Source organism: Acerihabitans sp. TG2 (assembly GCF_035013185.1).
Classification (GTDB): domain Bacteria; phylum Pseudomonadota; class Gammaproteobacteria; order Enterobacterales; family Enterobacteriaceae; genus Acerihabitans.
In genome coordinates, this window is sequence record NZ_JAYGJO010000026.1 from 16,903 (window position 1) to 28,995 (window position 12,093).

Annotated in this window: 14 protein-coding genes and 1 pseudogene; 11 read left to right on the forward strand and 4 right to left on the reverse strand. The window is 45.5% G+C overall.

Annotated features, from left to right (window positions below):
- Positions 1-222 precede the first annotated feature (222 nt).
- Together SJI19_RS19290 and SJI19_RS19295 are read left to right on the forward strand one after the other, a co-directional pair.
- Positions 223-765 carry a hypothetical protein gene (locus SJI19_RS19290; RefSeq protein ID WP_323479890.1) on the forward strand — a complete coding sequence of 181 codons (543 nt, stop codon included), beginning with the start codon at positions 223-225 and terminating at the stop codon, positions 763-765.
- Between the two features lie 355 nt (positions 766-1,120).
- Positions 1,121-1,345 (forward strand): annotated as a pseudogene (locus SJI19_RS19295) (IS3 family transposase); the annotation flags it as partial.
- 149 nt (positions 1,346-1,494) lie between these two features.
- Here the strand turns inward: SJI19_RS19295 and SJI19_RS19300 are convergent.
- Complete coding sequence (locus tag SJI19_RS19300; RefSeq protein ID WP_323479891.1) at positions 1,495-1,692, reverse strand: hypothetical protein; 198 nt, start codon at positions 1,690-1,692, stop codon at positions 1,495-1,497.
- A 266-nt stretch (positions 1,693-1,958) separates the two neighbouring features.
- Positions 1,959-2,666, reverse strand: a complete 708-nt coding sequence (locus tag SJI19_RS19305; protein WP_323479892.1) for a replication initiation protein — start codon at positions 2,664-2,666, stop codon at positions 1,959-1,961.
- A gap of 793 nt (positions 2,667-3,459) precedes the next feature.
- Here SJI19_RS19305 and SJI19_RS19310 point away from each other — a divergent pair.
- Both SJI19_RS19310 and SJI19_RS19315 read left to right on the forward strand, forming a co-directional pair.
- Positions 3,460-4,656 carry an AAA family ATPase gene (locus tag SJI19_RS19310; RefSeq protein ID WP_323479893.1) on the forward strand — a complete coding sequence of 399 codons (1,197 nt, stop codon included), beginning with the start codon at positions 3,460-3,462 and terminating at the stop codon, positions 4,654-4,656.
- A gap of 8 nt (positions 4,657-4,664) precedes the next feature.
- Positions 4,665-5,630 carry a ParB family protein gene (locus SJI19_RS19315; protein WP_323479894.1) on the forward strand — a complete coding sequence of 322 codons (966 nt, stop codon included), beginning with the start codon at positions 4,665-4,667 and terminating at the stop codon, positions 5,628-5,630.
- A 224-nt stretch (positions 5,631-5,854) separates the two neighbouring features.
- Here SJI19_RS19315 and SJI19_RS19320 read toward each other — a convergent pair whose 3' ends face one another.
- On the reverse strand, positions 5,855-7,129 hold the full coding sequence (locus tag SJI19_RS19320) for a Y-family DNA polymerase (protein ID WP_323479950.1): 1,275 nt from the start codon (positions 7,127-7,129) through the stop codon (positions 5,855-5,857).
- A complete protein-coding gene (gene umuD, locus SJI19_RS19325; protein WP_323479895.1) occupies positions 7,129-7,551 on the reverse strand; it encodes a translesion error-prone DNA polymerase V autoproteolytic subunit in 423 nt (140 codons plus the stop codon). Before umuD ends, SJI19_RS19320 begins: the two co-directional genes overlap by 1 nt.
- Positions 7,552-7,842: 291 nt before the next feature.
- Between umuD and parM the strand changes: the two genes are divergently transcribed.
- From parM to SJI19_RS19360, 7 genes are all read left to right on the forward strand, one after another.
- Positions 7,843-8,808: a plasmid segregation protein ParM domain-containing protein gene (gene parM, locus SJI19_RS19330; RefSeq protein ID WP_323479896.1), complete on the forward strand. Its 966-nt coding sequence runs from the start codon at positions 7,843-7,845 to the stop codon at positions 8,806-8,808.
- Positions 8,809-8,826: 18 nt separating this feature from the next.
- The gene (locus tag SJI19_RS19335) at positions 8,827-9,222 is read left to right on the forward strand and encodes a plasmid partitioning/stability family protein (protein WP_323479897.1); all 396 of its coding nucleotides are present in this window, start codon (positions 8,827-8,829) and stop codon (positions 9,220-9,222) included.
- A gap of 36 nt (positions 9,223-9,258) precedes the next feature.
- Positions 9,259-9,510 (forward strand): hypothetical protein, encoded by a 252-nt coding sequence (locus tag SJI19_RS19340; RefSeq protein ID WP_323479898.1) that lies wholly within the window; start codon positions 9,259-9,261, stop codon positions 9,508-9,510.
- Positions 9,511-9,676: 166 nt separating this feature from the next.
- Positions 9,677-10,000, forward strand: coding sequence for a type II toxin-antitoxin system RelE/ParE family toxin (locus SJI19_RS19345; RefSeq protein WP_323479899.1), 324 nt, complete (start codon positions 9,677-9,679; stop codon positions 9,998-10,000).
- 16 nt (positions 10,001-10,016) lie between these two features.
- Positions 10,017-10,274 carry a helix-turn-helix domain-containing protein gene (locus SJI19_RS19350; RefSeq protein WP_416347575.1) on the forward strand — a complete coding sequence of 86 codons (258 nt, stop codon included), beginning with the start codon at positions 10,017-10,019 and terminating at the stop codon, positions 10,272-10,274.
- Between the two features lie 551 nt (positions 10,275-10,825).
- On the forward strand, positions 10,826-11,470 hold the full coding sequence (locus SJI19_RS19355) for a DNA methyltransferase (protein WP_323479901.1): 645 nt from the start codon (positions 10,826-10,828) through the stop codon (positions 11,468-11,470).
- 36 nt (positions 11,471-11,506) lie between these two features.
- On the forward strand, positions 11,507-11,728 hold the full coding sequence (locus SJI19_RS19360) for a hypothetical protein (protein WP_323479902.1): 222 nt from the start codon (positions 11,507-11,509) through the stop codon (positions 11,726-11,728).
- Positions 11,729-12,093: the final 365 nt, after the last annotated feature.

Consider the following 12,093-nt stretch of genomic DNA (forward strand, 5'->3'; position numbering starts at 1 on the left):
CACCACATTGATTAATGCGCTATTGTTGTGACAGAGCCAAGTGTTGGATTCCAAATAAATCAATTTTAAAATATAAAACACGTTCTGCAATACAGTTTAACTCAGTTGTACTATAATCATCACGAATAAATGTTCTAGTAAACATTCGGCAAGGTAAGTGCGGTGTTATTATAAAATATAAATATATTAGTAAGTTAAAAATTTAAAAGGATGTAAAATTAAATGATGAAAGTAAAACTATCAGATTGGATACAAGCAGTTTCTGTAGTTGTTGCTATGGTGCTTTTTATTTCTAATATGGGATACGAGTTATTTAAAGAAAACAGAAGAGAAGATAAAGTTAGGAATATAATAGCCGCTGAAATTGTTTATAACCATAATTACGTAATTACCCCAAAAGAAGTTAATGATGAAGAGTTTAATAAATTGCAAGATCTAATCAATCTTAACGAAACACAAGCCTTAACTCTAGTAGTAATTGCAGAGTATTTAGATGATAATGCATATAATATGTATAATTCGGAATTACTTGATTTAAACGGAAATGAAGCTATAAATATAGTTGATTATTATAGATTTCTTAGAGATTTCAAATCAATGGCAGTTAAATATAAAGAAGGGCTTTTAAATAAAAATTCAAGTGAAAAAGATAATGATTTGAATAAAAAATTAATGATAATTTCTTTTAAAAAATTCGCCTTTTATGAAATACCACTTTCCAATAAATATCAAAAATATCTCACAATTAAAAATAATCTAAATTAATATTTATTGTTAATATTTTATTTGATAGTTTAAATAATGTTTTTATATTTAATATAACTATTTTTATAAAAAATAATATTACAGCCATAAGAAGAGAAAGTTTCAAATGAACCAACGCATTTTCCTCGACCACCTACCCGCTCGCTATTACCTTTTTACTTGCGTAAAAAATAGCAACTTGCAGTATTTTCCTTAATTTTTATGCGTTATATGAGGTAAGTGTCCGTTTATCCAATATAGGACCACGTGCTGCCTTTTAACATCTAGACCCTAATACTGTAAGGAGACGGGCGCTTATACTGTAATTGCTGGACCATCAAGTGATTTGAGTAAAATAATTAGCTCAAACTACTGAGAGCTTTGGCTTAATATGCTAATAAAGCCGAAAAATCGGCTACAGCGTGAAAAACCCGAGCCATTGACTATTCCAGTAAACAGCAATGAATGCTGGTCAATGGACTTGATCCACGATCAACTTTCGGATTGTCGCTCTGTCCGTTTGCTGAATATTATTGATGATGTTATTCGTAAAGCACTAGCTATTGAGGCGAATTTTTCACTCCCCGCCTGCCGAGTGGTGCTTTTCATACTCGATAAGTTACCAGCGATCACCGGAGTAGGTTGTTACCCACAAATCCACATGACAATCGGCCAGCGAGCCGGGTGGTCCTCACGCCGCCAGGTGTCTAGGGTAAGAGCTCGTTAAACCACTGATAAACCCGAATCAAGTCACTCTGGTGGCAAGGCCAGATCGTGCATTGCGGCTAAGGTTTGTTGACGTTCCAACCAAAGGGCCAGTTCGTTTTGACACACTGCCCCCAGTCCCATATACCAAAGGATAAACGTGAAGTGGTCAAGACGGCTTCGCGATTGACAATAGCGCTGGCGCGCCTGTCGGGTTATTTCTATCAATTCGTTAATGTTCATGGAGTGAGGATCCTTAAGTCGAGTCAAATTGCTCAACTAAAGGATCGCATCACGACGGCGGATGGGGTTCAGAATATTTTATTCAAAAGAAAGAAAGTAATAAAAAAGAAAATAATAAACTGACCCAATACGTGACTATGTCACGCCGTTTTACCCCCATTTCATCGAGGCGGTTCTCCTGCCCTAGTTTTATCCACTGTTTCTGTGGATAAAACTACATGTTGTGTCTATCTCAACTGCTAGGCATATTAGATGTATGGCTAGAATCAAACAGTGCCTGGAAGAGTAAGAGGCACTGATAATATAGAGAAGATGAGTTTTCCTGAGTCTTCTTTCATTGATATTTTCAGGGGAGTTTGAGCATTAATTTTTTCAATGGCGGGGACAAGAAATGTTCTTTTCATTTCGGCCATATTTGTTTTTTGTGAGTCAGGTAATTCGTAACGTTCGGCTAGCCATGATGCGGTGGTTATCCAAATCCCGGTAGAACGGAATTGGCACAAACTTTCATATAGCCGTATCACTCTCACGGAGTTTATTTTTCCACAATCAAGGAGCGTATACGTTGTAAATTGGCTAGTAAGGCCTATCAGGTAAGGCATTACTTTACTGTTGAGCTCAAGGTTCCACTGCCCCCTACCCCTTTTGAGTCCAGCCTCAGCTAGCCAGGGCCGCCGTATTTCCTCATACTCACCTTCAGAGGGAAAAAATCTCACTTGCCGGCTTCCCAACTCTTCAATACCTTTACGCACATCGGTACTTGCCGTCGCCTGCGAAACCTTAAAGTATCGCTGGTAATCCGCTACCTTCACTGTGAATAATCCTGTGTGTTCATCTTCACGATAAGTCTGCATAAGACACAACCATAAAACGCGTTTAGCCTGAAGAGGTAAATAATAAGCAGCCTCGGTCAGTTCATTAGACTGAGAGATTTTCAACTGGCTATGTGGCTTTTTATCTATTATTTCAGACATTTGGAAATAATCTCACCGTGAGTATGGGTACTTATGACCGTACCCATACTGGCATACTCGTTACCGACGTCAAGGTATAGTTTGTAGAATTTCCTACTAGGAATAATTTTTTAGTTTAACTTTAGGTATTTCCCATACCTACTTTAGGTATTTCCCATATCAACTTTTGCCGATTCCCACCCTTACTTTATCTATCACCCACATTAACAATAGCTGTTCCCCATAGTCCCTCCGCTGCAGCCCCCGTGTGGTAAGGGCTCAGCGTCGGCTAAAAGGTTTTAAAAAGACTTAAAAGTATTTAAAAATGATTAAAAACATCACGGTGGATAACTGTAGTTGGGGCTAATCCGGTAGTCACCATCTATGGGAAATGGATAAAGATAACCGCCCCCCTCTTTACTGCGTTGGCTCGCGGCCATGTATCTCCTTATTCTGCCCCTATTTATGGGGAAGACCTAAAGTACCTATGGGAAACACCCTAAGTACTTATGGGAAATACCTATAGTTCACATATCCTACTTATCCATTCTAGCTTTTGAGTGCCTTTTAATATTCATTGCATGGGAAAGACCTAAAGTTCGTATATGGGTAATGCCTAAAGTTAGCTATCGTGAGTATGGGGTACATATAACTTTTGCTCCATTGCGCTTCCTCGGCCTGACAGACTACGCTAGTCAGCCCTGCGGCGAGCGCTGCGGGACATAATCACAACCCAATGTTTTATGGTTTACAAAATATACAATGTGTAGCATTATGGTTTAAAATCATAATTCCTACATAATGGTGATATGTTATGGCGGTATCTAACCAGTTATCCAAAGTGGCACAGCGGTCTGAAAAAATGCTTTTGTCGCTAACGCAGCAGATCCAGACACAAAAAGAGGAATATCAGGAAAATGATTTTTACCTGGTGTACGCAAAAGCCGCTATTTCAAAACTTCCTAAACTGACCAGGGCCAGTGTCGATTATGCAGTGAATGAGATGGAAGCAAATGGCTATGTGTTTGATAAACGACAAGCTGGCAGTTCTATCAAATATGCCATGTCGCCACAGAATATTATCGACATTTACCATCATCGTGGAGTGCCTAAGTACAGGGATCGCTATAAATCTGCCTTTACCATTTTTATCGGCAATCTCAAAGGCGGTGTATCTAAAACTGTGTCAACAGTGTCTCTTGCTCATGCATTGAGAACTCATCCGCATTTGTTGTTTGAAGACCTTCGAATATTGGTTATTGATTTAGATCCACAATCATCAGCAACTATGTTCCTCAACCACAGAAGGTCAGTAGGTATAGTTGAAACAACGTCTGCGCAGGCGATGCTGCAAAATGTGACTCGAGAAGAACTGATTAACGAATTTATCGTTCCATCTATTGTGCCTGGAGTTGACGTGATGCCTGCATCGATCGATGACGCTTTTATTGCATCAACGTGGGACGAGTTGTGTTCTGAGCACTTGCCAGGGCAGAATATTAATGCCGTGCTCAAAGAAAACATTGTCGATAAATTAACGCATGATTATGACTTCATTTTTATCGATAGCGGGCCACATATGGATGCGTTTTTAAAAAATGCCATTGCTGCTTCAGAACTGTTGATGACACCGGTTCCGCCGGCCCAGGTAGACTTCCATTCAACCCTAAAATACCTCACTCGTCTTCCTGAAATCATCGAAATCATAAATGAGTCCGGGCATACATGTCAGCTGCTGGGTAACATCGGTTTCATGTCAAAATTGTCAAATAAGGTTGACCATAAGCTGTGCCATAGCCTAGCGAAAGAGATTTTTGGAGGCAACATGTTGGACGTAGCTTTGCCTCGCCTTGATGGTTTTGAACGCTGTGGTGAATCCTTTGACACGGTTATATCAGCAAATCCGGCTACTTATATTGGCAGTACTGAAGCACTCAAAAATGCACGAACTGCTGCTGAGGATTTTGCAAAAGCGGTGTTTGATAGAATTGAATTTATCCGAGCCAACTGAGGTGAAAAATGAGTAACAGACGAGTGATCGGAAGAACATTTAAATCTACGGGTGTTCCTAGTGATGACACTGAAATTTCTTCGCAACAAACTTTTACGTTATCCTCCGGCCGGCGCGCAATTTTTACTTTGCAGAATATTGCGGCAGATTCGGTGCCCGAGTCTACTTTTGTTATACAGGAAACAAATGGTAGGGATCAGTCTGCATTGACTGCCGAGTCACTTAAAGACATCACTAAAACAATTCGTCTTCAGCAGTTTTTCCCCTGTATCGGTGTTAAGTCTGGCGACAAAATAGAAATCATTGATGGGTCACGCCGGCGGGCTTCTGCAATTCTTTGCCATACGTCGTTAAACGTAATGGTGACCGAGGATTCGATCACTGCAGATGATGCTCGCAAACTCGCCCGGGATATCCAGACAGCAAGAGAGCATAATTTACGTGAGATTGGTATACGCTTTCTAACACTTAAGAACTCGGGATTGAGCCAGAAAGAAATAGCTGAACAAGAGGGTACGTCTCAAGCTAAAGTGACCCGAGCGTTACAAGCAGCTAGCGTTAGCCAGGCGCTTATATCAATTTTCCCCGTTCAGTCAGAACTGACATTTTCTGACTATAAGACGCTGACCAACATTGAAGAGCTTCTTTCCAGTAAAGAACTCAGCGCAGAGTCCCTGGTTGAAAATGTTTCCCCTGAGATAGAACTGCTGCTTGCCGATCCTCGACTGGCTGAAGATGAAGTTAAAAATCGCATTATAAAGATATTAATAAAAGAAGCCGCTTTGTTAACGTCTACCTCGAATAAAGAAAAGGCTATTGTCTCCAACTTATGGGCGTTTTCTGATAAAGATCGGTTTGCAAGGAAACGCACTAAGGGTCGCATGTTTACCTACGAGTTCAATAGACTCCCAAAGGAAGTTTATGAAGAGCTTGACCGAACAATCAACGAGATCTTGAAAAAACATCTTACTTGAAAATGAGTGGATTACTAACCCAGCAGCCCTTTTCTTTCGCCAGCGTTATTTCATGTCTAAGTGAATGTTTTAAAATGAAAACACGTCGGAATTTCAAGGTGAAATCGCCAAGATTTCATCACGTTTTCATTTAAGGTACTCACGACCCGCATGAGACATTAAGCTCAAATATTATATCTGATCATATAAAACATAATGGCAGCTCGTACCAGCAGGTTCCGGCCTTATGCGAGTCTGGCCAAAGGAAGCGCCTGCCACCGAGTGGTGTATGCTGGAGAAAGCATTTCTCGCTTCATCTGCCATTCTGGAGCAATGCCACGTCCGGCAAACCACACTTTTCCCAGACCGGATTGATTAATGCCATCGATGACCTTCATCAACGCAACACTGTTTTCTTTGGGGAGATGTTCATCGAACAAATTCAGCTGCGCCACCCCGGTAGGGGTGAAATCGTTAAGCATAATGCCGGCTTTGGCATAACGGTGTTTATCCTCCCAGATACGCTCTAACGCAGCCATAGCGGCTGTGATGATATCCCTAGTGTCACGTGTAGGGGTTAACAGCTTTTCGCTGGCCATGTTACCGTAATAGGGCTCATTGATGGCAAAGGGGCTGGTTTTGATAAACACTGAGATATGCCGGCAAAACTGGTGTTCTTCTCTTAATTTCTCTGCAGCACGCTCAGCATACTGACAGATAGCCTGCCGCATAGCCTCGTATGTCGTGATACGCTCTCCGAACGAGCGTGAGCAGATAATCTGTTGTTTAGATGACGGAACCTCTTCCAAGTTGATGCAGCTCTCTCCGTTCAACTCTCTTACCGTCCTTTCAAGCACGACACTGAAATTTTTTCTGATGAAAGCTGGATGCGTACGCGCCAACTGCAGAGAAGTGTTTATCCCCATGGTATTGAGTTTTTTTGCAATTCGCCGGCCTACTCCCCAAATTTCTTCAATCGGCTGCAATGAAAGTAGTTTTTCTGTCCGCCGGTGATTCGCAGGCGTCAACGCCAGAACGCCACCAAATTGTGGCCACTCCTTTGAGGCCCACTGAGCCGCTTTAGCCAACGTTTTAGTTGGCCCCATACCCACACCAATACTCAAACCAGTACAAGAGCTAACATGCTCACGCAGCTGTCGTCCAAATTGCTCAAAGTCACACCAATTATCGATACCGGTAATATCCAGGAACATCTCATCAATACTGTATTGCTCTACTCGGGGTGCCAGCTCTTCAATGCAATTCATTACCCTATTAGACAGGCTAGCGTAGAGTTCGTAATTACTTGAAAATGCTATCACTTTAACCGGTAATTGCGCTGATTTGAGCTGGAACCAAGGCACACCCATCCTGATCCCCAGCGTTTTCGCCTCCTTTGATCTTGCGATCACGCAGCCATCGTTATTGCTGAGCACCACCACCGGTTTGTCACGTAAATCGGGTCGGAAAACCTTCTCGCAGCTGGCATAAAATGAGTTCACGTCGGCCAGCGCAAACATCATTCACCCCCGCGAGTTTTGTGCACAAAAGCCATGACCACACCGAAGATCTGCAGTTGCTCTGGATACAGCGTCGGGAACGCAGGATTCATTGCCTGGAGTGCGGGGCGGGGGTTAAGTAAAAGTCGTTTTACCGTAAATTCGCCATCGATTTCGGCAATCACAATATCCCCGTGCTGAGCTTGCTCAGCCTTATCGACCACCATCAGATCGCCGCTGTTTAAACCAATATCGGTCATCGAATTACCGATTGCCCGCACGAAGAACGTGGCGTGTTTTCGGCTGATGCAATAATCATTCAGGTCCAATTCCGCTTCGATATAATCCTGGGCGGGACTAGGGAACCCGGCTGCGCACCGTTCTGTAAACAGAGGGAAGGTTATTTTTATAGACGAACATGCGGCGGGGATCATGCGCAACATCAGCAATTCCTTTAAATCTAAAACTGTATATAATTACAGTATTATTAGTACCAATGTTTCTCCTTGGCAAGATGTTAAAGCCCTCGTTGTGCTAGTTGCCTGTTTTGCCGCCAAAAATAATTGAGCGAAGCCTTTAACGAAATAGTGGCTTTCTGCCGACTGTGGTCGTTAATAGTAATTATGTAATATCAAATTGAGCATTTATAAATACTCAATTTGAGTATTTATATTGTTTTCCAATTGATGGTGAGTCATAATGGTTACTCAAAATGAGTAATTATAGGTGTGTTTATGAAAAAAATTAGCTGCGATGACGGGTCAACTAACGTAAAACTAGCTTGGTTGGATGGGGATCAAGTCTGCACATCTATATCCCCCAATTCGTTTCGTGCGGGATGGAAAGTGGCGGGTATTGGCAGTCGCGAGACATTTAACTACGACATTGATGGATTGAAGTACACCTTTGACGATGTCAGCCAGCAGGCGATCAGTACCACAAACATTGAATATCAGTATGGCGATACCAACTTACTGGCTGTACATCATGCTCTGCTTAACAGCGGATTACCGCCACAGACGGTGAGTTTGACTGTGACGCTACCGATCAGCGAGTTCTATACTGATGACTGCCAGCATAACGAAACCAATATTAAACGAAAAATCGACAACCTGCTGCGCCCAGTGACTTTAAACAAAGGCAATGTTTTCACGATCACCGCCGTAGACGTGATGCCAGAGTCGCTGCCGGCGGTGATATCGCAACTGTCGAAAGCCGAGGTTGGGCCGCTAGAAACGTCCTTGGTGATTGATTTGGGGGGAACAACACTCGATGCCGGCGTCCTTGTGGGACAGTTTGAAGACGTGAGCGCAATACAGGGCAACTCGTCGATCGGGGTCTCGATGGTGACACAAGCCGCACTCACTGCGTTGCGTATGGCTAACAGCGATACCAGCCCGTTTGTAGCGGACCAGTTGATCCAACGCCGTCACGATCGTGACTTTGTTGCCACAGTTGTCAACGACCAGGCAAAAGTGGACTATGTTCTGGATATGATAAGCTCGGCTATTGATCGGCTTGGTGAGCGTGTGGTTAATGAACTGTCGGCGCATCGCCATGTTAACCGCGTGTGGCTCGTTGGCGGTGGTGCTCCACTGATTGAGGCTGCTGTGCGCCGCGCCTGGAAACTGGCGCCCGATCGCATTGTAGTGGTCGGTGAACCCCAAACGGCGCTGGTCCGAGAACTTGTTTTACTTTAATTGGAAGGAGCGTCATTCGTGACCGACAAACGAAAAAAATTGACGATCTATCTGCACCCTGACGACGACGGACAGGATGCAAAAGCCCTGGAGGTCATAGAGTCAGTTCCCCTGCGTACCCGGGGAGATTTTTTCCGGGCGTCGGTTGTTGGCGGGTGCGCGTTATATCAGTTGGATAAACGCCTGCCGTACCTATTGGCCATGTTGTTCGACGGACGTTTGACCGCTGATCAGTTGGTGGGGATTATCGAGCAAACCACAGGTTGGCAGCCCAGTACGGCCAGTATTCGGGACGTGATTGCCGCCTGCGGTGGCAATATTCCCGATTCTCCGTCTCCCCCCGTCCAGCAGGACGGTGGGGAAGGGGCCGGCAAGGCTCGAGACAATTTCAAACGCATACTGAAAAAAAATTAAGCGTATCCGTTATACCGGAATTGCCGGGGAGAGTTAATGATGGCAGTCATTCAAATGTGCAAAGGGATCATTGGGTTGGAGACGCTGACCGGTAAGGTGCGAAAAAGCGCAGCGGAGTGGTGTTTTATTCTCAGTTGCCTGTTTGTCGTGCCACTACTTATCGATCTGGGGCTGGCTTATCACTATTTCGGCGTTGTCTCGAAGATTATCCTGCAGCTGTGCTGGGGAATAGTGGTCTGCCGTGCCGCGTTCTTGGCTTCAGAGACGTGGCAAAAAAACAAAAAATAGAATTTCAGAACTCATCATGGCTGATGTGCTTATCTTGGCGTCATCACCATGAGTATCAACCGACCTTCGGGGCGGTTTTTTTACGCCTTAAAATTAGCCTATGTATTAATTATATTTTGACTATAATTAGCCTATAAGTTAATATTTTTTTACGGCGAGGGGGCGAATGTTCACTTTAAAATATCATAATGATGCAGTGTTAGAGTTTAAAGCAATGCCAGCTGACATTAGAGCTAAGTTGGCCAAGCTACTCGACAAATTAGAGGCCGATCCCCGTGCGCTTAGGGAACCAGAAACAAAGCCACTTGGTGATGGCCTCTTTGAAATTCGCACTATGGGCACGGATATATCAAGGGGATTATGGGTATATCAGGCAGGAAAACAAATATATATGTTACGGTTTTTTATCAAAAAAACCCCAAAAACCCCAAAAAGTGAGAAAGCGTTAGCTCTGCGTAGATTGGAGGAAATGATAAATGCAAAACTTTAAAACCCACAAAGAAATTATGTCCGAAATGCTGAATGATGATCCCGAATTTAGGGCCGCGTATGAAGAAGAAACGCGTAAAGAACTGTTACGTGAAGTCTTGGCGGGGTGGCGTAAAAAAGAGAACCTGACTAAAGCGGAAGTAGCTGCGCGTATGGGGGTGAAACCTCCTGTTGTGACGCGGATGGAAAATAATATTACTAAAGTGAGTATCGATACCCTCACTCGTTACGCCCGAGCGTGTGGCATTACTAACCCAAAAATTTCATTGTATTAAGCCTGGGTGACTGCGTAACTAGGCTCAAGATCTGGCCGACTGCCTGCGCACTAGATGAGATCGGAGCGTGTCCAGAAGCCGGCGCGCTCGATGAGTTGGCCGCCCTGGTTCGGGCGCTGCCGGCGACCTGTAAGAAATTAATATCTACACCGCCGTGGCTTCCCTCTGCGGCTTTTTTTTGCCACGTTCACGCCCTTTCTCGCAGCTTGCAGCGGCCACTGTTTCCGCTAGGACTGAAACGCTGATGATGTCGCGCTGCTCCTCATTTGTCTACCTGACCGTTCCGCGTTTTCCTTCTTTCTTTAACGTTGCTGTTTAATTTCATTTAAATAAATATCGCCAACGCCGTGCCCGCACTGTAGCCGGGCCGCTTCGCCTGCAAGGGTACGCTTCGCCTACCTGCTCACCCGGTCACCGCCGTTCACGGTGCATTCAGCCCGTTCACGGCGGCGCTGCGGCTTCCGCGGCCGCCCGTTGCTTGCTCCGCTTTGCGCCCGTCTGTCGCGGGGGCACGGCGCCGGCCGGTCCCGGCTTCCCATGTGGAGTACGCTATGTCCCGATTTATCCAGGGTGATTGTGAACAGGTGATGTCTGGTTTTCCCTCCAGTGCGATTGATTTTATCTTGACGGATCCGCCCTATCTTGTCGGTTTTACCGACCGTTCCGGGCGTTCAATCGCCAATGACAAACAAGGTGGATGGTTGCTGCCGGTTAGCAGGGAAATGTTCCGGGTACTTAAGCCTGACAGTCTAGCCATCAGTTTTTATGGTTGGAACCGAGTTGACCAGTTTATGCAAGCATGGAAAGCCGCCGGTTTTCGAGTGGTGGGGCACATTGTCTTCACTAAATCTTACGCTTCAAAGTCCGCTTTCCTCGGGTATCAGCATGAAAGCGCCTACGTGTTGGCTAAAGGGCACCCGCCGCTGCCGGAAAAACCTTTGCCAGACGTGATGCCCTGGCAGTACACCGGTAACCGCCACCATCCCACCGAAAAACCCGTGTCCGTACTGCGACCATTGATTGAATCCTTCACGCAGCCCGGGGCGATTGTTCTCGATCCTTTCGCAGGTAGTGGTTCCACCTGTGTGGCGGCGGAGCTGGCAGGGCGTCGCTGGATTGGTATTGAGCTGATGGAGCAGTACCACGTGACTGGCCAGCGCCGGCTGTCAGAACTGTGCAACGCACGCGTAGCGTGAATCTAACCGACCAACAATAAAATAGGGAGCATCCCAATGAATTTTCAGGGAAATGAAACACTGCGGGCCGATGTGGCTCAACTGGCTAACACAATGGACGAATTACGCCAACGGATGCGTGAACTTGAACAAGCGTATTTCTGGAATAGCGAAGAACTGCCGGCTCGCCTGGCTGGCCAAATAATCAACCAGGTGAACACGCAGTTCCTCAAAATTTACCAGCAGGTTAACGAACTCGATCAGGCATTCCGGGATTGATGACCAGAACGGCAGGGCTCCGGTATGGGACCCTGCTGTTCTGACCGGCTTGCAAGGCACGGACGGGGGCGTCGAACCCCCGACCATACCTTTAGCGCCACGCGGCATTTCCCGGCGAGCCGGGGCCGCAAAGGGTGCAGGCTGAGCCTGCCTACGGGAATAAACGGTGCATTCTGTACGCGCGTTGTTGTGGGCAACCCCGTGTCTACCCGCCTATATAGAGTCGTGACTAACGCCGTGCCTTCACTGTAGACCGGCCGCTACAGCTGCAAGGGTTCGCGTTGCCGGATACTCGCCCATTCTCGGCGTTAACGGTGCATTCAGCCCGTTAACGCCTGCGCTGTGGCCTACGTTCCGCCCCTGCA